Here is a 21,105-nt window from a genome sequence, read left to right as displayed (position 1 = left end):
GACGGGGCGGGACGCGCGGTATGCAGGGCCTTCATCATCCGTTCGGTGCCCCTGGAGAATCCTGTGCGCTTCCTGCCCCGCTCCCCTTCCGGCTGGACCATGGCGGTCTTCGGCGTGCTCGCGGCCGTGCTCGGTGTCCTCGGACTGATCACCCCTGATGTCCTGCTCGCCACGATGGGCTTCGAGCCCGTACCCGGCTCCCGCCGCGCGGACGGGGACCACACTTTGGTCTTCGTCACCGCCTCCTCGATGGCCGCGGTCAATATGGGCGTCTACTACGTCCTGGCGTCCCTCGCCGACTGGAAGCCCTTCTTCCGCTGGACGGTCCCGTTCCGGCTGCTGACGTGCACCGTCTTCACCCTGGCGGTGGTCAGCGGCCGCGCGCCTTCGGGCTTCCTCGGTGTGGGCCTGTGGGAAGGGCTCGGCGCGGTGGCCACCGCTCTGGCCCTGCGTCACGAACGCGGTCGCGGGGCCCCGCGGCAGGATCCGCTCCCGCTCGGCGCCCCGCGATGAACCACCGTCCGCGCCTGGCCCCTACGCCAGCGCCGAGCGAACCGCCGCCAGGTCCGCGTCGGACGCCAGGCCCGCGTGGTAGAGGCGGAGTTGGGTCGCGCCGAGGTCCGCCGCCCGCTTGGCGTCCGCGGCCAGCGTGGTGGGCGCGCCCCCCATGCCCGTCACCACGGTGAAGTTCGCGGCGAGCACGGTACGGTCCGTCGCCTGTTCCGCGAACGGGCCCAGCAACCGCGGCCCGCCGGTGCACGGCACGACCACGCCGTCGGCGACCGCCAGGATGTGCGCCGGGTCCACTCCGGCGTTGGCGCCGCAGTGGTGTGCCACCGGGTCCGCGTGCAGCAGGACCTGGAAGCCCGCGGGGGCCGCGGCCCGCACCGCAGCGACGACGGCCTCCTGAAGCGTCCGGGCCGTGCGGGTACGGAAATCCAGTACGGCCAGGGCCACTTCCGCGTCCAACGCCTGTGCCGCCCCGCCCCGCCACAGCGGCTCCAGCGCGTCACGCACCGACTCCGCGAGCCGGCCGGGATCCACGCCCAGACCCTGGTAGCCGTCCCGGCAGGCCAGGCAGAAGCAGAGGGACATCAGGTACTGCGCCGGGTCGTCCAGGGCGACGCCCGCGATCTTGTCGTGGGCGTGCAGGTGGAACACCCCGTACCACCCGCAGGACTCCAGCTCGGTGCCGCCGGCGCCAGGGCGGACGGCCGCCTCCGCCGCGAGCGACACGAGGTACTCCCGCACCTCGGGCTGTGCGATGCACGGCGCCCACGGGTAGCGGTCACCGTAGGCGTTGACGACCGAGGTCTGCGGATGTTCGCTCCCCAGACGGGAGTTGTGGGCCAGGACGACCCAGGTGTGGACGTCGAGGCCCGCGTCCGCCAGCGCGGCGGCCGCCTCGCCGTAGGCGTCGCCCGGCGCCCACTCCCCCGCCGTGTACGGACGAAGGCCGTGCCCCGCCCAGCGGCCCTCGTCCGGCGGGTAGAACACGGCGGCGTGTTCGGCGGTGACGATCCGGTGGGCGGGGTGACGCGGGGTCAGGGCCCGTGTGGAGTGGTAGGCGGAGGCGAGGGTGACCTGCCGGACGCCGAGGTCCGCGATGCGGGCGGCGGCGTCAGGGTCTCCCACGACGTCCCACGGGTACAGGAACGCGGAGGCCTTCATTCGCCGTCCTCCAGCAGCGCCCTGCCCTGGTCGATCAGCGCCGCGAGCGCCTTGACGTGCCGGTCTGCCGGCTCGGTCAGCGGCGGCCGCACCTCGCCGACGTCCAGACCTTCGAGCCGCACGCCCGCCTTGACGAGCGACACGGCGTATCCGCGGCCCTCGTTGCGCAGTTCGACGAGCGGTACGAAGAACCCGTCGAGGAGCCGGTCGACCGTCTTGTCGTCGCCGCGCTCGAGGGCCCGGTAGAAGGCGAGTGCGATGTCGGGGGCGAAGGCGAAGACGGCGGAGGAGTACAGGGTGATGCCGAGGCCGCGGTAGGCCGGCCCGGTGAGCTCGGCGGTGGGCAGTCCGTTGAAGTAGAGGAAGTCGCGCTCCGGCAGTTCACGGCGCACGGCGCTGACGATCCGCTGCATGAGGTCGAGGTCGCCGTGACCGTCCTTGAGCCCGATGATCTTCTCCACACCGGCCAGTTCGACCACGGTGCGGGGCGAGAAGATCGCGTTGTCACGCTGGTAGACGATGACGTCGAGCGACGTCGCGGCGGCGAGCCGGGTGTAGTGGTTCACAAGCCCGGCCTGGTCGGCGACGACGAGGTAGGGCGGCAAGGCGAGCAGTCCGTCCGCGCCCGCCTCCTCGGCGGTCTTCGCGTACTGCTCGGCGAGAGCGGTGCCGTAGCCGGCTCCCGCGACGACGGGCACCTGTCCGGCGGTCTCCTCGACGGCCGCCACGACGCAGTCGCGGAACTCCTCGGGCGTCAGGGCGTGGAACTCCCCCGTCCCACAGCAGGCGAAGACGGCTGCCGCGCCGGCGTCGACGCCCTTTCTCACATGCGCGCGGAATGCTTCGAGGTCGAGGTCGCCGTCCGGTCCGTACGCGGTGACGGGGAAGAACAGCGGTCCCTTGACCCGGGTGAGCCGGGCTGCGAGCGGATCTGAGGTCACGGGCGCTCCCTGGGCCGTGCTCCGGGCTCCGAGCCCGTGCACAATTCTGATCGACGTCCATATTTCTGAACGCGATCCACGCTATGGCAGCCTCCTCGCACCGGTCAAGACGAGAACCTGCATTCCAGGCACAGAATCGCGGGCACCGCGCGACACTTGACGCTGTCGGGGCCACTCCTTAGCGTGTCCATGCATGTGAATTTCATCCATTCACTTGAGCGCATTCGAGGAGATCCGCCCATGCCCGCTGCCCGTACCGTCCTGCTCACCGGCGCAGCCGGCGGACTCGGCACCCTGATGCGGGGCCTGCTGCCCGCGTACGGCTACGAACTCCGCCTGTTCGACGTCACCCCCATCGAGGGCGAGCCGGACGCGATCACCGCCGACCTTGCCGACAAGGCCGCCGTGCGCGAGGCCGTACGGGGTGTCGACGCGATCATCCATCTCGCGGGCATCTCCCTCGAAGCGTCGTTCGACAAGATCCTTCAGGCCAACATCGAGGGCACGTACAACCTCTACGAGGCCGCGCGGGAGGAAGGGGTGAAGCGGATCGTCTTCGCCTCCAGCAACCACGCGGTCGGCTTCGTCCCGCGCCCTGAGGGCGACGCCCCCTTCCCTCCCGAGGCGCTGATCCCGGTCGAGACCCGCCACCGCCCCGACACCTTCTACGGCCTGTCCAAGTGCTTCGGGGAGGACCTGGCCCAGCTGTACTGGGACCTGCACGGTCTGGAGACCGTGTCCGTGCGCATCGGCTCCTGCTTCATGGAACCGACGTCCGTACGGATGCTCTCCGTCTGGATGAGCCCCGGCGACGGCGCCCGCCTCTTCCACGCGGCCCTCACCGCCGAGAAGGTCGGCCACTCCATCGTCTACGGTTCTTCCGCCAACACCCGGCTGTGGTGGGACCTGAGCAGCGCCCGGGCGCTCGGCTACGAGCCGCAGGACGACTCGGAGCAGTACGCGGAGAAGCTCGTCGCCGAGTACGGGGAGCTGGACCCGGACAACCCGGACCACGCGCACCTGGGCGGCCACTTCACCACCGACCCCCCGCGGTGGCCGTACTGACGCCCGGGGAAAACCGCAGGCCGCGCGGGCCGGGTTCCGCCACGATGGCGCCCATGGCGAGACCCTTCGGCTTCACGTACACGCAGCTCGGTGACGGCACGGTCACCATCAGCCATCGCGGCCGCGAGGCGGGGAGACTGCGCGGCACGCGCGCGGAGAAGTTCCTGGCGGAGGTGGGGTCGGAGGACGCGCAGATGGTCATGGCGCGGTGGACCGGCGCGTACAAGTTCGGCAATGAACGCGTGGCGAGAAATCATCCCCGTAACAGGTGACAAGGGTAAGGGAACGGTAAAGCGGACTCGCTCGTTACCCCAGTCATGACAGCTATGACCCCCGGCTCGAACATCCCCCTGACCGCCGCGCGCGTGGCGGTGGACGTCGCCGCTCCGGTGCGGCTCGACGTATCGGGCCTGCTGCTCACCGCCGACGGCAAGGTGCGCTCCGACGACGACTTCATCTTCTACAACCAGCCCCAGGGACCGGGCGTGAGCTACCGCTCCGGCGGGGGCACCGCGCCCGACGCGATCGTGGTCGACACCACGGCCGTACCGCCCGGTATCGAGAAGATCGTCGTCACGGCGAGCCCGGACGCGGCGGGCCAGACCTTCCAGGGCGTCGAGCCCACCGCGACCATCCGCAACGCCGACGACGGCAGCGCCCTCGCCACCTTCACCCCGCCGCAGCTCGGCGCGGAGACCGCGCTGGTGGTCGTCGAGATCTATCTGCGCGGCGGCGTCTGGAAGGCCCGCGCGGTCGGCCAGGGCTACGCGAACGGCCTGGCGGGCATCGCCACGGACTTCGGCGTCTCGGTCGACGAGGAGCCCGCGGCGGCCCCGGCCGCCCCTCAGGTGGCCGCCCCACCCGTCACCGCTGCCCCGCCCGCCGACCCGCGGGTCGCCGCGACCCCGCCGCCGCCCGCCGCCCCGCCGGCCGCGCCCGCGGCCCCCACCGGCAAGATCAACCTGGACAAGGGCCGGGTCAGCCTCCAGAAGAACCAGACGGTGTCCCTGGTCAAGGGCGGCCGTCCGCTGCTCTCCCAGGTCAAGATGGGCCTCGGCTGGGAGCCGGCGTTCCGCGGCAAGGACATCGACCTCGACGCCTCCGTCATCGCCTACGGCCCGAACCGCAACCACCTGGACAGCTGCTACTTCGGCAAGCTCTCCATCCTGGGCGGCTCGATCAAGCACTCCGGCGACAACCTGACCGGTGAGGGCGCGGGCGACGACGAGGTCATCGTCGTGGACCTCGGCCGGCTGCCCGCCGACGCGACGGGCCTCGTCTTCACGGTCAACTCCTTCTCCGGCCAGAAGTTCACCGAGGTCGCGAAGGCCTACTGCCGGCTGATCGACGCCGCGACCGGCGAGGAGCTCGTCCGCTTCGACCTGACCACCGCGGAGCCGCAGACGGGCGTGATGATGGCCAAGCTGATCAAGCAGTTCTCCGGCGAGTGGGAGATGACCGCCATGGGCGACTTCGTGAAGTCGCGCACCGTGCGGGGCATGGTCAAGCCCGCCGCGCAGGCGCTCTGAAAAGTCCGCCGGGGGTGCCCGTCGCTGTGCGGCGGACACCCCCGGCGGGGAAAAAGCTGAAAAGCGTGCTCAGAGTTTGGCCAGTTTGGAGAACGGACTGAGGATGCGGCCCTGCCTGCCGGAGAAGTCGACAAGCACAGCGGCGTTGTCACCTTCCACGGCGAGGACTCTTCCGAGACCGAACTGATCGTGGGACACCCTGTCGCCCGCTTCAAAGCATTCGATCGGCGGCTCTTCCAGGGACGGACGGTTGAAGGGGCTGGACGGCAGGTGGCGCCGGGAACCGGCTGACTTTGTCATTACGTTCAGTATGCGCCCCCGGCACCCCGCCACGCCACGCCCGAGCGCTGTCACTTCCGGCACGCGCCCGCCGCCGGAGCCCGTTCGATCAGCGAAACCCTACGGAAAGCGCCGTCTGCGGGGCCGCGGAAAGTGTGCCGATTCACCGCCGCCCGATCCGCGGAAGCGCTCAGTGGCGGCCGCCCTGGCGCTTCCAGGGGCCGGTGATCGCGAACATGATGCCCGGCGTCTGGATGCTGGCGTACAGCGTCCGCCCGTCGGGCGAGAAGACGACACCGGCGAACTCGCTGAAGTCCGGGTCGTCCTCGGTACCGACGTTGAACTCGTTCCGGGCGATCGGATACGTACGGCCGCTGTCCGTGGCGCCGATCAGGTGCTGCACACCCTCGCCGTCCTCGGCGATGATCAGACCGCCGTACGGGGAGACGGTGATGTTGTCCGGGCCGTCGTAGGCACCGTCCTTCGACGGGTCGGGGTTCACACCGAGCAGCACCTTCAGTGTCAGGGTCCGCCGGCGCGGGTCGTAGAACCAGACCTGGCCGTCGTGCTGCTCGGGGCTCTCCTCCCGGGCGTACGACGAGACGATGTAGACGCCGCCGTCGCCCCACCACATGCCCTCGAGCTTGCGCCCCCGGGTGACCTCGCCGTCGCTGAACTGCTTGCGCACGGAAACCGTCCGCGCGTCACGGTCCGGGACCTCCGTCCAGTCCACGCCGTACACCGTGCCGATCTTCGTGGCACGGGCCAGGTCGTCGACGAACCGGCCGCCGGAGTCGAAGCACTTGGCGGCCTGGAGCACACCCGCGTCGTCGGCGAGCGTGCGCAGCCGGCCGCGGCCGTGCTTGAAGCCATGCGGCGGCACCCAGCGGTAGAGCAGGCCGTTCGGGGTGTCGGCGTCCTCCGTGAGATACAGGTGACCGCGCTTCGGGTCGACCACGACGGCCTCGTGGGCGTAGCGGCCGAGCGCCCTGACGGGCTCCGGGTCACGGTTGGCGCGGCGGTCGTGCGGGTCGACCTCGAAGACGTAGCCGTGGTCCTTGGTCAGGCCGTTCCTGCCCGCCTTGTCCTCTGTCTCCTCACAGGTCAGCCAGGTCCCCCACGGCGTCGTGCCGCCGGCGCAGTTTTGCACGGTGCCCGCGATTCCGACCCACTGGGCCACCTCGCCGCTGCGGTGGCTCTCGACGACGCTGCACCCGCCGGGCGCGGCCGGGTCGTAGACCAGACCCTCGGTGAGCGGCACGGGGTGCGCGACCTTCGCACGCTCACCCTTGAGCTCATGGTTGACGACGAGCAGCGTCACACCACGCGGCCCCTCGAACGTCGCGGTTCCGTCGTGCTTGCCGGGCGTGAACTCGCCCGACTCCAGCTTGGTGACACCACTGCGGGTCAGAACGCGGTACGTGAACCCGGCGGGCAGCGCGAGCATGCCCGCGGGGTCGGGGATCAGCGGCCCGTAACCCGGAGCCTCGTTCCCGTGACGCTCCCCCTCCTCCGCGAGTGCGCCGGGGGCGGTGGCGAGCGACCCGACGGCACCGGTGAGGGCCACGCCCGCGCCGGTGAGAGCGGACTGCTTGGTGAATTCCCTGCGAGTGAGCGGCATCAAGTCTCCTGAGAGGCGCGGCTGATCCGGGCCACACCCTCGCGCGTGCGCACGAACGGCGCTTGAACGTTGCACGACATCCCTCGAACGGCGCGAAACGTTTCCCCCTCAACCGGGGCTCCACCCCCGGACCCCTCCCCGGGAGGCCCCGAACGGCAGCTCCGCGCCGCGAAGAGCGGCGACCCTCAGGGGTCGGGGTCCGACCGGACCCGGCGGCGACGCCACGCCGTCGCCCCGGGCCACGCGCCGGCGCCCGTGGCGCGGAGCCTCTCCCCACCCCGCCCCTTCCCGAAACCGGGGCAGGCCCCGGACCCCGTGTGGCTGACGCCCCCGCTCCCTCCCCTGGGAGGGGGAAAGGATTCGGTGGGGGCTGACGCCCCCACACCCCCGGAGCGGCAGCTTCGCGCCGCGAAAGGCCCGTGCCACGACCGGAACAGACACCGGTCCGGGCCAAGGGGCCGCCCTCGGCCCGGTACGGGGACCGGCCCGTACCGAAGGGCCCGCCCTCGGCCCTTACGGCACCGGCCCGGGCCGCGGGCCCCGCTCGCGGTCCGGCCCCACCGGCCACCGCTCCAGGGCCGCGCCTCCGCCCCGCGTCCAGTGACCATCGGCCTGACGGACGAGCTAGCCGAGGGCACACCCCTGCGCGACCGCGTGTTGAGGGAGCCTGTCCGGCGGGAGGGGGGCGGGGTCGGAGGAGGGGGGTGTCCGGAAGTGAAGCGTCGCAACTCGCGCGAAGCGCGGTGAGGATAGCCATTCCGGACACCCCCCTCCGGAGGCCCCGCCCCCCGCACCCACAACCGGCGCAGCCACGCCCGCAGGGGCGACACGCACCGGACCGGGCCCGCCCCGGAGGCCACGGCGCCATCGGACCAGGCCACGCCCCGCAGAGGCGCACGCACCACGACCGGGCCCGCCCGACCCGCGAACGTCAGTGAGCCGAACGGGACTTGAAGGCCGCCTTCCGCGCCTCCTTCGCCGTCGCCTTGTCCCGGTGCAGCCTGCCCATCGCCTCCAGCACATCCGCCGTCGCCGGATGCTCCACCCGCCACGCCGCGTCGAAGAACCCTGTGTGCCGGCCGACCAGTTCCTCGACCAGGTCCTGGAGCTCCGCGGCCTCACCGCCCGCCGCGAGCTGCGCGGCGATCGTGTCGATCGCCAGCCAGAAGATCATGGACTCCGGCGGCGCCGGCACGTCCGACGCCCCGTGTTCGGCGAGCCAGACACGGGCGAGGCCGCCGAGTTGGGAGTCGTCGAGCACGTCGCGCACCGCCGGCTCGGCCTGCCGGCCGACCAGGGTGAGCGCCTGCTGGCAGTGGAGGCGGCGCAGCGGCGCGCCCTGGTCGTCGCCGCGCGCGGCGGTGAGGAGTTCGCGCGCGGCGTCGGCGGCGGCGCGCCGGGCGAGCCACTGCTCGGTCTCCGCGCGGGCGGCGAGTTCGGGGTACCGGGCGAGCCCGTCGAGCAGCACGTCCGCGCCCTTGTCGGCGAGGTCGCCGACCGCGGGTGCCTCGACTCCGGCCTCCAGCAGGCGGGCCCTGATGCCGTAGAGGCCGAGGGGGGTGAGCCGGACCATTCCGTAGCGGGCGACGTCCTCGTCGTCGACGAGGGGCCCGGGTCCGTCCGCGGCGTTCTCCTCGGCCATCAACGCCTCGTCCACGGGCCGGTACCGGACGAGCCCGACCGGCTCGAGTACGCGGAACTGGTCGTCGAGGCGCATCATCGCCTCCGAGACCTGTTCCAGGACGTCGTCGGTCGGTTCTCCCATGTCGTCGGGGACGATCATCGACGCGGCGAGCACGGGCAGCGGGACGGCTTCCTCTTCTGCGGCCCTGTCGGAGACCGTCAGCAGGTAGAGGTTACCGAGGACGCCTTCGAGGAACGCGGCTTCGCGTTCGGGGTCCCAGTCGAGCGCTTCGAGGTCGATCTCACCGTCGTCGCCGACGGCCGCGGAGATGTCGTCGAGGACGGGGGCGATGGCGTCGGCGAAGACGACGTCCAGGGCGTCGAGCCACAGGCCGAGGACGTCCTGCGGTGAACCGCCGGTGACGAGTGCGAGGTTGGCTCCGGCGACGGCGCCCGCGGTGTCGGAGTCGTCGGCGGGGTCCTCGGTGTCCACGAGGCCCGTGTCGACGGCGACGCGCCACGCCTCGCTCGCGCAGGCCTGGCCGTCCTCGTCCCCGTCCAGTCCCAGTGCCTCGGCCGCCGCGGGGAGTTGCTCGTCGACGAGTTCGCCGCCGACGCCGACCCGGGTCTGCGGGCCCGCCCAGCGGGCGAGCCTGACGGCCCGGGCGAGCAGCGGGGTGGCGAGCGCGTCCCGCGCCAGCTGCGCGTCCGAGTTCAGCCGTACCGGCGGCAGGGTGGGACGGTCTTGGGGCATCTGGTGGGTCTCCTCCGCGGCGTACCGGTTCCGGGCGGCCTTGTGGGCGACTGGGCGGCCCCCAGCGTAGACGTATTTCGTGCGGTTTCGCCGCGCCCGCCGGATCCGGTAGGCCGGTCCGCCGACGCTGCCTTCGCCGGGGCGCGGGTTCATGTGGACTTGAGGCTCAGTACACCGGTCGACCCTTGACAAGTGGCCTGTCCAGCCAAGAGATTGACGCGCGTAGAACCTGCCCGGGCCCCCAAGGGCCCCGTGCACCCCTCATCCCTCACCTCCGGAGAACCTTGATGCCTTCCTCCGTCGTACCGAGAACTACCGCCGTGACGACCGCCGTGACGACCGCCGTGACGACCGTCGTGGCCGCCGCGCTGGCCGCCGGTCTGCTCGCCGGTTCCGCGAACGCCGCCGACGACACCACGGCCGGTGCCGCACAGGTGCGTATCCACGACATCCAGGGCAGCACCCGCATTTCCCCGCTGGCGGGGAAGCAGGTCGCCGATGTGCCGGGCATCGTCACAGGTGTACGGACCTACGGCTCCCGGGGTTTCTGGTTCCAGGATCCTGAGGCCGACGGTGACGCGGCGACCAGTGAGGGCGTCTTCGTCTTCACAAGCTCGACGCCGAAGGTGGCGGTGGGCGACCGGGTCACCGTCTCCGGCACGGTCACGGAGTACGTCCCCGGGGGCGCGTCGTCCGGCAACCAGTCGCTGACCGAGATAACGAAGCCGACCGTCACCGTGGTGTCCTCCGGGAACGAGGTGCCCGCTCCCGTGACGGTCTCCGCCTGGTCGGTGCCTTCCGAGTACGCCCCTGAGGGCGACCCGGCGGCGGGCGGCAGCATCAACGGCCTGCCCCTCGCCCCGCGTACGTACGCCTTGGACTACTACGAGTCGCTGGAGGGCACGAACATCCGCGTCGGCACCTCGCGTGTGGTCGGCGCGACCGATCCGCACGCGGAGCTGTGGGTGACGGTGAAGCCGTGGGAGAACGACAACCGGCGCGGCGGCACGGTCTACGGCTCCTACGAGTCGCAGAACACCGGCCGTCTCCAGATCCAGTCGCTGATCCCGCTGGCGCAGCAGCCCTTCCCGAAGGCGAACGTGGGTGACGTGCTCGCGGGCACCACGGAGGGCCCGCTGGACTTCAACCAGTACGGCGGCTACACGCTGACGGCCCGCACGCTCGGCACGGTCGAGGACCGCGGTCTGACGCGCGAGCGGACCCGTCCGCAGCGCAACGGCGAACTGGCCGTGGCCACGTACAACGTGGAGAACCTGGACCCGTCCGACCCCCAGGAGAAGTTCGACGCGCTGGCGCAGGCCGTCGTGGAGAACCTGGCCTCGCCCGACATCCTCGCCCTGGAGGAGATCCAGGACGACACCGGCGCCGACAACGACGGCACCGTGTCGGCCACCCAGACGGTCAAGAAGTTCACGGACGCGATCGTCGCGGCCGGCGGTCCGGCGTACGAGTGGCGTTCCGTCGACCCGGTGAACAACGAGGACGGCGGCCAGCCGGGCGGCAACATCCGCCAGGTGTTCCTCTTCAACCCGGAGCGTGTCTCCTTCACCGACCGCGCGGGCGGCGACGCGACGACGGCGACCGGGGTCGTACGGGAGCGGGGCCGGGCCGCGCTCACCCTGTCCCCGGGCCGCATCGACCCGGCGAACGAGGCCTGGGAAGACAGCCGTAAGCCGCTGGCGGGCGAGTTCACCTTCCGGGGCCGTACGGTCTTCGTGGTCGCCAACCACTTCGGTTCGAAGGGCGGCGACGAGTCGCTGGTCTCGCACCACCAGCCGCCGAACCGTTCCTCCGAGGTCCAGCGGCTGAAGCAGGCTCAGGCCGTGAACGCCTTCGTCAAGGACGTCCTCGACGCCGACCACAAGGCGGACGTCGTCGTTCTGGGCGACATCAACGACTTCGAGTTCTCGCAGACGACCAAGGCGCTGACGGACGGCGGCGCCCTCCACCCGGCGATCAAGTCCCTTCCCCGGTCGGAGCGTTACTCGTACGTGTACCAGGGCAACAGCCAGGTGCTGGACCAGATCCTCACGAGCCCGTCGATCCGCGACTTCAGCTACGACAGCGTGCACATCAACGCGGAGTTCTCGGACCAGAACAGCGACCACGACCCGCAGGTGCTGCGCTTCCGCCCGTAGGCGCGTGCGACGCGCGGGACCTGCGGCTCAGCCGAGCAGGTCCCGCGCCCACGCGGTGACGTCCAGTTCCCCGGATGTACCGATGTCCAGGCGGAACGGCAGCGTCTGCGGCGTCTCGCCCTCCTTCGGGGTGACCACCAGGTAGGCGCCTTCGGTGACCGGGTCGAAGGAGGTCACCCGGTTGTTCCAGTTGAGGACCGACTTCACGCTCTGCCCCGGCATGAGCGTCAGCGGGTTCGGCCCCTGGTCCCGGCCGGCGTCGGTGTACGGGTGGTCGTGGGTGATGGTCAGATCCAGCGCCTCACGGTTCGCGTCGAGGGCGCCGATCCGGGGATAGCCGTCGACGTCGTAGGGCCGGGTGCCGCAGTTCCTCAGCTCGAGGACGGTGGCCCGCCGGCCCATGGCCGTGTCGACGACGCCCGTGGTCACGACGGCCCCCGAGCGGGGGCAAGTGGCCGGGGTGGGCGCCGCCGTCGGGGTCACCGCCGGAGAAGGGGGGCCGTACCGCGGGAACGTGGAGGGGTCCAGCCGGTCCGCCTTCACCCTGTAGTCCCGGTCCCCGGACGCACCGGCGTCGCTCACCATGCCGCAGCCGGTCAGCGCTCCGGCGGCCGTCACAGCGGCCACCACCCCCGCCGCCCGCCTGATCGTCCTCGGCATCCGTCCCCTCCCATGGGCAGCCCCGTCCCCCCGCCGATCATGCCAGGCCCTTCCGACCCTGTAGCGCTGCTTCACGATTACCGGAAGCAGATTTCGCTGGAGCCGGGCCCCGGGCCGCCGCAGACTGCTGGCATGACCTCCTCTCCTCCCTTCGGCCGCGCCCTGTGCGCCATGGTCACGCCTTTCACCGCCGACGGTGCCCTCGATCTCGACGGGGCGCAGAGGCTGGCCGCCGGTCTGGTCGACGCCGGCTGCGACGGCCTGGTGCTGTCCGGCACGACCGGTGAGTCACCGACCACCTCCGACGACGAGAAGGCCGCGCTCGTGCGGGCGGTCGTGCAGGCGGTCGGCGACCGGGCCGTCGTCGTCGCGGGCGTCGGCACCCCCGACACCCGGCACACCGTCGAACTCGCGCGGGCCGCGGAGGCGGCGGGCGCGGCCGGGCTGCTCGTGGTGACTCCGTACTACAGCCGCCCCCCGCAGGCGGCCGTGGCCGCGCACTTCCGGCGGGTGGCCGACGCCGTGGGCATCCCGCTGATGCTGTACGACATCCCCGGCCGCACGGGCACCCGCGTCGAGCCGGAGACGATGCTGAGCCTCGCGGAACATCCGCGGATCGTGGCCGTCAAGGACTGTGCCTACGACCTGCTCGGTAGCTCGAAGGTCATCGCGGGCAGCGGCCTGGCGTACTACTCGGGGTGCGAGGAGCTGAATCTGCCGCTGTACGCGGTGGGCGGCGCGGGTTTCGTCTCCACGGTGGCCAATGTCGCGGCCCCGCAGCTGCGGGCCGTACTGGACGCCCACGACGCCGGCGACAACCCGGCCGCCACGGCGCTGCACCAGGCCACGCTGCCGCTCACCGAGTCGATGATGGCGTCCGGCCTGCCGGGCACGGTGACCGCGAAGGCGCTGCTCGGCGCGCTCGGCCTGCCCGGCGGGCCGGTGCGCGAACCACTGCAGCCCGCCGCACGCGAGGCGGTCGACGGGCTGCTGGCGGCGTACGAGGAGCTGACCCGCCGGCAGCTCGAGGGGGTTCCTCAGTCGCGGACGTAGGTGCTGCCGAGAATCGCGGCGTGCTCCAGCACGTCCTCGAAAGGGTCGTCGATCTGCCCTGTCGAGATCAGGGAGACCCGGTGGCCGTTGTGCGCGTGGGTGTGCGTCTCGTCAGCGTGTGCGGTCCCGTGCGCGGACAGTGCCGCGAACAGGGCGCACAGGCCGAGAGTGGTCAGCTTGGTCTTCATGTGGGTTCCTCGCCTTGCCCGTTCAGGGAGATCGGTCGGGTGACTCCGCGTATCCGGCCTGCTTATCGGTCTGCCGGGGGCCGAAGTTACGCAGAGTCACACGATCGAGTCCGAGGAACCGCTGCTCAGTTGTAGCTGTTCTGATTGCGATGCTGGTCAAGGGGTCAGCTTGCCCCAGGGGCCGTCTCGGGGCCGTCCTCGGCACTGTCAGGGTCGCGGAAGACGCGATCCACGGCGGCCCGGGTGCGCGCCTCGCTGTTCGGCATCAGGTGCGTGTACGTGCGCAGGGTGAAACTCGGATCGTGGTGGCCCAGGTACTCGCTCAGGGCCTTGATGCTCTCCCCCGCGTCCAGGAGCACCGAGGCGTAGAAGTGCCGGAGGGCGTGCATGCCGTTCTCGCGTCCGAGCGGAACGCCGGCGGCCGTGAGGGCCGGTCGCCACACGTACTCGTTGAAGCGTGTTCGGTGAAGAGCCCGAGCCTTGTTCCGAACGTTGACGAACAGCAGCGAGGCCGTCACAGGCGGACCGTCCAGCGTCTTCCAGGGCAGCGTGACCTCCACTGGATCGTGCCTCGTGATGTGGTCGGCCAGCGCGAAGGCGACCGTCTCCGGCAGGGGCACGTGCCGTTCCTTGCCTCCCTTGGGCGGGCCGAAGACCGCCTGTGTGCCTCGAAGGATCTTGACCTGCCGGACGACGTGGACCGTGCCGCCGAGGAAGTCGACGTCTTCGAGGGCCAGGCCGAAGATCTCGCCTTGTCGAAGACCGCACCCGGCCCCCAAGGTCACCATCTCCTGGTAGGCGTCCGGTAGGGCGTCGTGTACCGCTGTCACGCGCTCGATGGACCAGGGCTTGACCTTGCGCCCATCGAGAGACGGCGCCCGGACGGAGCGAGCGCGGCAGGGATTCTCGGCGATGACCCGGTCTTCCACGGCGGCCGTGAACACGGCGGACACGTTGGCGAAGATCGACCGCCGGTAGGACGCCGCGCGTCCCGTGGCTTCCAGCTCCCGCATCCATGCGCGCAGGTGAGAAGGGCGGAAGGAGGCCATCGATCGATCACCGAGGTACGGAAGCGCGTGGACCCGGAGACGGATCTCGACACTCTCACGGGTCACCGGGTCGATGGTGAGCGCAGCCATCCACGTCTTGGCGTACTCACCGAAGGTCACCGAGCCCGCAGCCGGATCGATGTACCGCCCCTGCGACATGTCCGCTTCGATGTTGGCGAGCCACTGGTCCGCCTTGCGCTTCTGCTTGTCCGGGAAGCTCTTGGACTTCTCGGAGCCGTCCGGCGCGATGTACCGGGCGCGGTAACGGTGGCCGACGCCGTATCGGTCGGTCTGACCCGAACGGTCTTGCCGTCGGGGCCGGGAACGCTCTTGTACCAGCGGTCTTGGACGTGTCCGGCCATTACGCGGCGGCTCCTTCTTCCATGCGGGACTGCACCCAGGCGCGGACGTCTTCGGGGTCGAAGCGGAGGTGCCGGCCGACGCGGAAGCCGCGGGGCCCGGTGTCCTTGCGGCGCCACTGATAGACCGTCTCGACAGGCACGCCGAGGAGGTCGGCCAGGTCGACCGGGGTGAGGAAGCGGTCAGGCAGTTGTCGCCTCATGCCCACACCTCCGAGTCGTCCAGACCGGGCCGGGAGGCCAGTTCTTCACGGCCGAGCTGGCGGTTCTGCCGGATGTCGTTGGCGATGGATTGGGCGAGCCAGGATTCGCCGGGTGTGTGGCCGTGCCCGGCGTAGGTCCAGTGGGCGAGCACGAGTGTGGAGCCCTCCGTGTCGTCGAGGTCTTCGGGGAGCCCGCGGGCTTGGCGTTCCTGGCGGGCGCGGTAGTCGGCGCGGACCTGGCGGAGTGCGCCGAGGGTGGTGGAGTAGCGGCGGGACGTGGTGGAGAAGTGGCCGCGGAAGCCGAGCATGTGCGACCAGCGCGCCAGCAGCCGTTCCGGATAGTCGCCGTCCAGCTCCCAGCAGGCTTCGATGAGCCGCCGGGTGTGGGCGGGCAGGCCGAGGCGGTCCAGCTCGCCCAGCTCGCCAATCCGGCGGTCGATCGTGCCGGTCGTCTCGGCGGCCTTGGTGGCGTACTTGGCGACGTAGGCGGCAACGGCCTGTTCGGTCAGGTCCTCGTGTCCGAGCGCGCCGATGGGCTGGACGTCGACCTGGGTTCCCCAGCGCAGTTCCCTTTCCGGAGAAGTGCCGGCGGGCGGCACCACGACCACGACGCGGGCGGCGGCGGCCCGGATCGCGTCGTCCACGAGCGGGACGGTGGCCCAGGCCGGGGGCGGCGAGTCGGGACCGTCCGGGCCGTCGAGGCGGACCACAGCGTGGAAGTGCACGGCACCGCGCTTTTGGAACTCGGCGACCTTGCCGAACGAGACCCGGCAGGCATCCGCCAGCGCCCGCTGCGAGAGGCCCGCGCGGGCGGCGATCTCCCGACGCAGGTAGATGGTGAACCGCTGCCACAGCTGCCCCGCGTGGTTGTTCCACAGCACGGCGGCGGCATAGTCGTAGCGGTCCGGGTTCAGCGCGGTGCCCAGGGCGGGGTCGTCGTCCTGGTGGAGCTTGCCGCAGCGGCAGCGCCCGGAGGCGGGGCGGTTGTGGACCGGGCCGAACGAGGGTGCCGTGAGGGTGGCGAAGACGCGGGGGTGGTCCCGCACGGTGGCGGGGACGTCCTTGCGTTCGTCGCCGGTGATCCCGGCACGGATCAGGTGGTAGGTGTCCCCCGCGTAGGTCCAGGCGCAGGACGGGCAGCGCGAGGCACGGCGGTTGCGCAGGCGACCCGGAGCCGCCCACCGGGATCGGCCTGCGTCGAGTACGAGTACAGCGTCTCGGCGGTGGCCTTGTCCTTGGTGATCGTCCAGCCCTGGAGGTGGATCGGGTCCGAGCAGCCGCCCGTGCGCCGGATCTGCTCGCGCCAGCGGTCGAATCCGGGGGCGTTGGCGACGCGCAGCAGGTCGGCCACGGTGATCGGGTCCTGGCCCACGGCCGCCGCCACGTCAGCAACGGCGGCCGAGGGAACGGGGAAGTGGGTCATGCGGCCACCGCCCGCAGTCGAGGAGCGTGGACCGGTGTGGCGGTGGCGAAGAGGTGATCGAGCGCGGTCAGATATCCGGAGGTGAGCGGGGCCGGACCGAGGCGGCGCAGGTGCAGGACCGGCGAGAGCACCGGGACCAGGCCGTCGACCGGAGTGGTCACCAGGAGATCGTCATCCGCCCGCACCACATCCGCGTGCAGCCCGCAGTGCTCAGCCAACCGGACGCCCGGCACCGCCAGGAGCGAGGGGAAGACGTCTCCCAGCGTCACGAGGGAAGTGCCGGCGGGGCCGACGATCCTCACCCGGACACCGGCGGCGGCCTTGTCGGCGACCAGCGCGGCCAGGTCCCACGCGGCGTCCGCCAGGAACAGCGGGTGCGCGACCGCCAGGTCAATCGAGCCGACCGCGTTCGCGAGGGTCGAGCACCACAGGTCGAACGGGACGACGCTACGGGTCGGGTAGCAGGTGATCAGCTCATCCCGAGGCGTCGGCACCGACCGGTGACGCTCCCCGAGTGCAGGCCAACGGCCGGCATGGGCGCGACGGATCGCCTCAGAGCGGGAAGCCCGACAGTGGTCACAAGCCGAAGTGGTTGCCGCCCTGCGCGCCCACGCTCCGAAGCCGCTGCCCGAGGGATCCAGCATGGTCCGCCAGTGGAAGCGGTGGGAGTCCGGCGAGATCATGCCGAGCGACTTCTACCAACCGATCATCGCGGCCACCTTCGGCACCGTCACTCACGCGATCTTCCCGGTAGCCGGACAGCGGGACGGGAACGCCGAGATCGTCGCCGCCAGCGGCATGGAAACGCTGGACATCATCAGCAGGCTTCAGGCGTCCGACGTCGACAACGCCACGCTCGACGCGCTCCGGATCACCACCGACCGGCTGTGCTCCGAGTACCCGTATCTGCCGAGTGGGCAGCTCGCCGCCGGGGGCAGGCAGTGGCTCAAGCGGATTGCGGCCCTCCAGTCCCAGCGGCTCACGCTCGCGCAGCACCGCGAAGTGCTCAGCCTGTCCGGCTGGCTGGCTCTCCTGATCGGATGCGTCGAGTACGACATGGGTGACCGGGCCGCAGCCGAGAGCACGCGCAAGGCAGCCCTGTCTTTAGCTCGCGAGTCCGGCAACGCCGAGATCTCCGGTTGGGCCCACGAGATGCGCGCCTGGTTCGCCCTGACCACCGGTGACTACCGCGGAATCCTCGCGGCCTCCCAGGCCGGGACGGAGTCGGCTCCCTCGCATGGCGTGGCCGTGCAGCTCGCCGCCCAGGAGGCGAAGGGCTGGGCGAGGCTGGGTGACCGGCGACAGACCGAGGTGGCGTTGGACCGGGGGCGCAAGCTCCTCGAGGGGATGCCGTACCCCGAGAACCTGGATCACCACTTTGTGGTGGACCCGGCGAAGTTCGACTTCTACGCGATGGACTGTTACCGGCTGCTCGGAGAGGACCGCTTCGCCGAGAACCTCGCCCACGAGGTGATCCGGGCAGGCACCGACTTCGACGGGTCCGAGCGATCACCGATGCGCATGGCGGAGGCACGGATCACGCTCGGAGTGGTCGCAGCCAGGCAGGGCGACTTGGACCAGGCCGTGAACTACGGCGAGTGGGCACTGAAGGGCGACCGGCAGTCTCTGCCGTCCCTGCTCATGGTCAGCCGCGAACTGGCAGCCATCGTCAACCGGGACTTCGCCAACGAGGCGACAGGCCGGGAGTACCTGGATCACCTGACCACGCTCAGTCGCGCCAGCTAGGCGCAGCTGCCGTTCATGTCGTCGTCCATGCGCCGTTTCAGGGCGTGCGCGAATTCGCGATACTGCCGTACGACGAGTATCGCCAGGTCGTCGCCGTAGTGGTCACATCCTTGTTGCAGCGTGTACTCGGCTTGCTCGTGTGCGCCTGTCAGGAAGAGCAGGGCGGGAATCAGTAGCTTCGTCCGGTCCGGGTTGGCCACGTTGCCGCCCTCCTGGAGTGCCGCAAGCAGCATGTCGAGGCTTGTGTGTCTGCGCGCATACGGAAGGCCGTATAGCTCCATGAGACCCACGAGACGATCGACGGCTGGTAGGACGTCCTCTGCGGCTGTGACCTCCAGCTGAAGGAAAGCGTTCTGAGGGGTTAGGTAGCCGATGGGGCTGCTCAGAGTAGTGATGCTCGGGTCGGACTTGCGGGCCGTGAGGTCGGCGACAAGTCGCTCCAACGGGTCGTACCGCAGGCCAACCACGGGGTTGATCTGAAGTGGATGGTGCTGCGTTGCACTGTTCAGCCCAAGCCACGCGGCGAACCCATCACCGAGGTTGAGGGTGAACAGGCCACCGCCCCTGTGCCGACGCCAGCCGCCAGGCATCCGCTCGAGGGCCGCTGCATCGAAGGCGGCGATCAGATCACGCATCATGCGGTGAGCCTATGAAGTCCAGCAACGCTCCATAAGCAGGCCAGGGCATCAGGGCCTGTTACAGGTTTCTCTACCTCGATCAAGGCGGCTCGCTCCGCTCGCCGCGCGCGGCCCCGGCTCCAGCGCCGGGCCCCGACGCTCCTGTCTCCGCCCCGCTCCGGGCCCCGGCTCCGCCGGCCGCGCGGCTGAAGCGAGCACACCTGATGCGGTGGACGGTAGCCCGCTGTGGCTGGGCCCGGTCGGCTCCACGGCTTTAGGCAGCCACCATGGGGCGAGCCTCGAAGATCGGGGCCCATATCGGGCCTTAACGGGCAGGTCCACAGACTGCCCGATTTCGCTGACCAGCGTACGGGCCCCGATCTCTCGCCCCATGGCAGCTCCAGCCCAAAGCCCCTCCACCGACCTCGGAGTGCTGGCTGATGCTGTCCACAGATCTCCGACAAGGAAAACTCGAGTCGGACAATGCGCAACCATTCCCCTTAGGTCGCGCAAAGGGCATGAAAGCTTAGCCGAAGTCGATCAGTCGACGCTAGACCCAAACCGAATATGCCATCCGAACGGGTGAACGCCCGGGGCGTCAAACGGAGACAACGGGCAGCGTGGGGAGTGCGAAGAGGACTGGGCACTGAGCCAAGCCTCTGTTCTCGCGGCGAGAGCCCAGGAAGCTGTCCCACGCCAGCAGTTCAGCTCCCTGGGCCTGTCAGCCCCTCTGCAGACGAGACCATTGGAGCTCTCATGAACGACCGTACGCCGAACGCCGCCTCCGGGCATCTCTCGGCAACTGAGCGAGCGAGATTGGCGCGCTACGACCAAACCCTCGACCGTTTGTGGTATACGGGGGCCGCCGCACTGTACCTGGCGGGGATCTTGGCATCTGTCGCCTTGCTGAAGGAGATCACCCAGGAGGACGGCCCCATGGCGGCTGTCTATCTCGGCGTAGCGTTGGCCCTGTTCGGAGCTGGCGAGAAAGTCCGCCGCGCCGCGACACAGAGGCGGAACAGCCGCCAGTAGCCTCACCCGTGCCCCTTGCGTGCCCGATCGAACAGCAATCAACGGGGAATCGCGGGGAAGACCGGTGAGCGATCAGAGGCCGCGCAGTTCAGACACCCGCAGGTCAGCAATCATCCGCATACGGCGTCTTCCAAACTGGCGGTCGTCTGGAGCAGGCGCGGCAGCGTTTGCTCGACGCCATGGGTGGCGACGAGGACGAGGAAGTAGAGGCGACCGAGCGCGTGTCAAGAGAGCCGTCTGGCGATGACATCAGCGGCTGACACCAACACGATCGATCACCGGCGAATCCCGCCGGACTCACGCGGCAGGTGAGCCCAGCACCGGCCCGGATTAGCCGTGGTGCGCGATGCCCAAGGACCGACCTGACAAGGATGAGGCCGCAGGTTCAAAGCGTGTACTCGGCCTTTCGGACTCCACCGAGCGGCGAAGTTCGGACTGTTCGTCGGTGGTGATCCGTTCCTACATTGGGCTGCATGGAATGGTTGACCCTGGTCGGCACCTTGAGTGGCGGCGTGCTGGGCGTGGGCTCGACGCTGCTGGTAGAAGCAGCGCGAGCGAGACGCGAACGAGGAACACGACTTGAACAGGTGCAACGTGACGCATATTTGAGGTTTCTGACAGCCCTCACTGAGACGGAAACGTCACTTCTGACTCTCAGCCAGCCCGTCAGCGACGCCGATGCCGTGTCGGCCTACCGAGCACATCAGATACTGCCGGCGTACTACGAGCTCCTCATCGCCGCGCCCCCTGAGGTCTGTGATGCCGCACGGGCTGCCTACCGGAGGCTGAGAGCTATCCGAGACGCCATCGCCACGACTGGCCTCGCAGCTGGAGTCTCCGCGGAGTGGCACGCGGTTCATGATCCGTACGACGCCGCAGTCCGTCAGCTTCGGAGCGTGATGCGGGAATCGGTACTGGGCAACCCGTAAGGACCCTGGCCCTCGCCTGCCTCCGGCTATGGCTCATCGACTCTGTGGGCACGGCCTAGAGCTACGGATCAAAAGTTCCCCGTGCCACAACCGCGCCAGATCGGGCGGGGAGTCACGAGGAACTGCGGCCCCCGACAGCGCGGTCAGCGTGCGTTCGCCGAAGTGGGCATGGGCATGCTTCACGTCAGGCCGCAACGCCCACCT

General features: G+C 70.3%; 19 protein-coding genes and 2 pseudogenes. 9 read left to right on the top strand and 12 right to left on the bottom strand.

Annotated features, from left to right (window positions below; all coding sequences use genetic code 11):
* Positions 1–99 precede the first annotated feature (99 nt).
* Entirely contained in the window at positions 100–513 is a 414-nt protein-coding gene (locus tag ACIPJI_RS06020; protein ID WP_356625454.1) for a hypothetical protein, read from the top strand.
* A gap of 21 nt (positions 514–534) precedes the next feature.
* On the opposite strand, the gene ACIPJI_RS06015 is transcribed toward ACIPJI_RS06020, so the two are convergent.
* Positions 535–1,671 carry a hypothetical protein gene (locus tag ACIPJI_RS06015; protein ID WP_402244686.1) on the bottom strand — a complete coding sequence of 379 codons (1,137 nt, stop codon included), beginning with the start codon at positions 1,669–1,671 and terminating at the stop codon, positions 535–537.
* Entirely contained in the window at positions 1,668–2,612 is a 945-nt protein-coding gene (locus tag ACIPJI_RS06010) for a 5-dehydro-4-deoxyglucarate dehydratase (RefSeq protein WP_402244684.1), read from the bottom strand. Before ACIPJI_RS06010 ends, ACIPJI_RS06015 begins: the two co-directional genes overlap by 4 nt.
* Positions 2,613–2,852: 240 nt before the next feature.
* Between ACIPJI_RS06010 and ACIPJI_RS06005 the strand changes: the two genes are divergently transcribed.
* From ACIPJI_RS06005 to ACIPJI_RS05995, 3 genes are read left to right on the top strand one after another with little or no spacing between them, the layout of a single operon-like run.
* A complete protein-coding gene (locus tag ACIPJI_RS06005; protein WP_356625447.1) occupies positions 2,853–3,677 on the top strand; it encodes an NAD(P)-dependent oxidoreductase in 825 nt (274 codons plus the stop codon).
* Positions 3,678–3,730: 53 nt separating this feature from the next.
* Positions 3,731–3,949 (top strand): hypothetical protein, encoded by a 219-nt coding sequence (locus tag ACIPJI_RS06000; protein WP_402244682.1) that lies wholly within the window; start codon positions 3,731–3,733, stop codon positions 3,947–3,949.
* A gap of 45 nt (positions 3,950–3,994) precedes the next feature.
* Complete coding sequence (locus ACIPJI_RS05995; RefSeq protein WP_402244680.1) at positions 3,995–5,206, top strand: TerD family protein; 1,212 nt, start codon at positions 3,995–3,997, stop codon at positions 5,204–5,206.
* A 69-nt stretch (positions 5,207–5,275) separates the two neighbouring features.
* On the opposite strand, the gene ACIPJI_RS05990 is transcribed toward ACIPJI_RS05995, so the two are convergent.
* The 3 genes from ACIPJI_RS05990 to ACIPJI_RS05980 all read right to left on the bottom strand — a co-directional run bounded on the left by ACIPJI_RS05990 (position 5,276) and on the right by ACIPJI_RS05980 (position 9,483).
* Positions 5,276–5,506 (bottom strand): hypothetical protein, encoded by a 231-nt coding sequence (locus ACIPJI_RS05990; protein WP_037775011.1) that lies wholly within the window; start codon positions 5,504–5,506, stop codon positions 5,276–5,278.
* 169 nt (positions 5,507–5,675) lie between these two features.
* Complete coding sequence (locus ACIPJI_RS05985; RefSeq protein WP_402244678.1) at positions 5,676–7,106, bottom strand: alkaline phosphatase PhoX; 1,431 nt, start codon at positions 7,104–7,106, stop codon at positions 5,676–5,678.
* Positions 7,107–8,037: 931 nt separating this feature from the next.
* Positions 8,038–9,483 (bottom strand): hypothetical protein, encoded by a 1,446-nt coding sequence (locus ACIPJI_RS05980; RefSeq protein WP_402244676.1) that lies wholly within the window; start codon positions 9,481–9,483, stop codon positions 8,038–8,040.
* Between the two features lie 287 nt (positions 9,484–9,770).
* Between ACIPJI_RS05980 and ACIPJI_RS05975 the strand changes: the two genes are divergently transcribed.
* Positions 9,771–11,642 (top strand): endonuclease/exonuclease/phosphatase family protein, encoded by a 1,872-nt coding sequence (locus tag ACIPJI_RS05975; RefSeq protein WP_402244674.1) that lies wholly within the window; start codon positions 9,771–9,773, stop codon positions 11,640–11,642.
* Between the two features lie 27 nt (positions 11,643–11,669).
* Here ACIPJI_RS05975 and ACIPJI_RS05970 read toward each other — a convergent pair whose 3' ends face one another.
* Complete coding sequence (locus tag ACIPJI_RS05970; RefSeq protein ID WP_402244673.1) at positions 11,670–12,302, bottom strand: DUF4232 domain-containing protein; 633 nt, start codon at positions 12,300–12,302, stop codon at positions 11,670–11,672.
* A gap of 132 nt (positions 12,303–12,434) precedes the next feature.
* Here ACIPJI_RS05970 and dapA point away from each other — a divergent pair, with 132 nt between their 5' ends.
* Positions 12,435–13,355 (top strand): 4-hydroxy-tetrahydrodipicolinate synthase, encoded by a 921-nt coding sequence (gene dapA / locus ACIPJI_RS05965; protein WP_402244671.1) that lies wholly within the window; start codon positions 12,435–12,437, stop codon positions 13,353–13,355.
* Here dapA and ACIPJI_RS05960 read toward each other — a convergent pair.
* The 5 genes and pseudogenes from ACIPJI_RS05960 to ACIPJI_RS05940 all read right to left on the bottom strand — a co-directional run bounded on the left by ACIPJI_RS05960 (position 13,340) and on the right by ACIPJI_RS05940 (position 17,071).
* Positions 13,340–13,543 carry a hypothetical protein gene (locus tag ACIPJI_RS05960; RefSeq protein ID WP_402244669.1) on the bottom strand — a complete coding sequence of 68 codons (204 nt, stop codon included), beginning with the start codon at positions 13,541–13,543 and terminating at the stop codon, positions 13,340–13,342. The two genes, dapA and ACIPJI_RS05960, sit on opposite strands and share 16 nt — an antisense overlap.
* A 164-nt stretch (positions 13,544–13,707) precedes the next feature.
* A pseudogene (locus ACIPJI_RS05955) lies at positions 13,708–14,954 on the bottom strand (tyrosine-type recombinase/integrase).
* On the bottom strand, positions 14,954–15,154 hold the full coding sequence (locus ACIPJI_RS05950; protein ID WP_402244667.1) for a helix-turn-helix transcriptional regulator: 201 nt from the start codon (positions 15,152–15,154) through the stop codon (positions 14,954–14,956). Before ACIPJI_RS05950 ends, ACIPJI_RS05955 begins: the two are co-directional and overlap by 1 nt.
* Positions 15,151–16,577: pseudogene (gene repSA / locus ACIPJI_RS05945) on the bottom strand (replication initiator protein RepSA). Before repSA ends, ACIPJI_RS05950 begins: the two are co-directional and overlap by 4 nt.
* Positions 16,574–17,071: a hypothetical protein gene (locus ACIPJI_RS05940; protein WP_402244666.1), complete on the bottom strand. Its 498-nt coding sequence runs from the start codon at positions 17,069–17,071 to the stop codon at positions 16,574–16,576. Before ACIPJI_RS05940 ends, repSA begins: the two are co-directional and overlap by 4 nt.
* A gap of 148 nt (positions 17,072–17,219) precedes the next feature.
* Between ACIPJI_RS05940 and ACIPJI_RS05935 the strand changes: the two genes are divergently transcribed.
* Positions 17,220–18,323: an XRE family transcriptional regulator gene (locus ACIPJI_RS05935; RefSeq protein WP_402244664.1), complete on the top strand. Its 1,104-nt coding sequence runs from the start codon at positions 17,220–17,222 to the stop codon at positions 18,321–18,323.
* Here the strand turns inward: ACIPJI_RS05935 and ACIPJI_RS05930 are convergent.
* Positions 18,320–18,961 carry a hypothetical protein gene (locus tag ACIPJI_RS05930; RefSeq protein WP_402244662.1) on the bottom strand — a complete coding sequence of 214 codons (642 nt, stop codon included), beginning with the start codon at positions 18,959–18,961 and terminating at the stop codon, positions 18,320–18,322. The genes ACIPJI_RS05935 and ACIPJI_RS05930 overlap by 4 nt on opposite strands.
* Before the next feature lie 735 nt (positions 18,962–19,696).
* On the opposite strand from ACIPJI_RS05930, the gene ACIPJI_RS05925 reads away from it, so the two are divergent.
* Both ACIPJI_RS05925 and ACIPJI_RS05920 read left to right on the top strand, forming a co-directional pair.
* Positions 19,697–19,972, top strand: coding sequence for a hypothetical protein (locus tag ACIPJI_RS05925; protein WP_402244660.1), 276 nt, complete (start codon positions 19,697–19,699; stop codon positions 19,970–19,972).
* Positions 19,973–20,445: 473 nt separating this feature from the next.
* Complete coding sequence (locus tag ACIPJI_RS05920) at positions 20,446–20,901, top strand: hypothetical protein (RefSeq protein WP_402244658.1); 456 nt, start codon at positions 20,446–20,448, stop codon at positions 20,899–20,901.
* The last annotated feature ends 204 nt before the right edge of the window (positions 20,902–21,105 follow it).

The organism is Streptomyces sp. NPDC086835, assembly GCF_044745705.1.
Taxonomy (GTDB): Bacteria; Actinomycetota; Actinomycetes; order Streptomycetales; family Streptomycetaceae; genus Streptomyces.
This window is presented reverse-complemented; position numbering and strand designations above follow the sequence as displayed.

What these genes read in the sequence shown, in the direction of transcription:
- ACIPJI_RS05960 (WP_402244669.1), bottom strand. Translation starts at nt 13,543, where the DNA reads ATGAAGACCAAGCTGACCACTCTCGGCCTGTGCGCCCTGTTCGCGGCA.
- ACIPJI_RS05990 (WP_037775011.1), bottom strand. Translation starts at nt 5,506, where the DNA reads ATGACAAAGTCAGCCGGTTCCCGGCGCCACCTGCCGTCCAGCCCCTTC.
- ACIPJI_RS05930 (WP_402244662.1), bottom strand. Translation starts at nt 18,961, where the DNA reads ATGATGCGTGATCTGATCGCCGCCTTCGATGCAGCGGCCCTCGAGCGG.
- ACIPJI_RS05925 (WP_402244660.1), top strand. Translation starts at nt 19,697, where the DNA reads ATGAACGACCGTACGCCGAACGCCGCCTCCGGGCATCTCTCGGCAACT.
- ACIPJI_RS05985 (WP_402244678.1), bottom strand. Translation starts at nt 7,106, where the DNA reads ATGCCGCTCACTCGCAGGGAATTCACCAAGCAGTCCGCTCTCACCGGC.
- dapA (WP_402244671.1), top strand. Translation starts at nt 12,435, where the DNA reads ATGACCTCCTCTCCTCCCTTCGGCCGCGCCCTGTGCGCCATGGTCACG.
- ACIPJI_RS06005 (WP_356625447.1), top strand. Translation starts at nt 2,853, where the DNA reads ATGCCCGCTGCCCGTACCGTCCTGCTCACCGGCGCAGCCGGCGGACTC.
- ACIPJI_RS06020 (WP_356625454.1), top strand. Translation starts at nt 100, where the DNA reads ATGGCGGTCTTCGGCGTGCTCGCGGCCGTGCTCGGTGTCCTCGGACTG.
- ACIPJI_RS05920 (WP_402244658.1), top strand. Translation starts at nt 20,446, where the DNA reads ATGGAATGGTTGACCCTGGTCGGCACCTTGAGTGGCGGCGTGCTGGGC.
- ACIPJI_RS05950 (WP_402244667.1), bottom strand. Translation starts at nt 15,154, where the DNA reads ATGAGGCGACAACTGCCTGACCGCTTCCTCACCCCGGTCGACCTGGCC.
- ACIPJI_RS05935 (WP_402244664.1), top strand. Translation starts at nt 17,220, where the DNA reads ATGGTCCGCCAGTGGAAGCGGTGGGAGTCCGGCGAGATCATGCCGAGC.
- ACIPJI_RS06015 (WP_402244686.1), bottom strand. Translation starts at nt 1,671, where the DNA reads ATGAAGGCCTCCGCGTTCCTGTACCCGTGGGACGTCGTGGGAGACCCT.
- ACIPJI_RS05970 (WP_402244673.1), bottom strand. Translation starts at nt 12,302, where the DNA reads ATGCCGAGGACGATCAGGCGGGCGGCGGGGGTGGTGGCCGCTGTGACG.
- ACIPJI_RS05995 (WP_402244680.1), top strand. Translation starts at nt 3,995, where the DNA reads ATGACAGCTATGACCCCCGGCTCGAACATCCCCCTGACCGCCGCGCGC.
- ACIPJI_RS05980 (WP_402244676.1), bottom strand. Translation starts at nt 9,483, where the DNA reads ATGCCCCAAGACCGTCCCACCCTGCCGCCGGTACGGCTGAACTCGGAC.
- ACIPJI_RS06000 (WP_402244682.1), top strand. Translation starts at nt 3,731, where the DNA reads ATGGCGAGACCCTTCGGCTTCACGTACACGCAGCTCGGTGACGGCACG.
- ACIPJI_RS05975 (WP_402244674.1), top strand. Translation starts at nt 9,771, where the DNA reads ATGCCTTCCTCCGTCGTACCGAGAACTACCGCCGTGACGACCGCCGTG.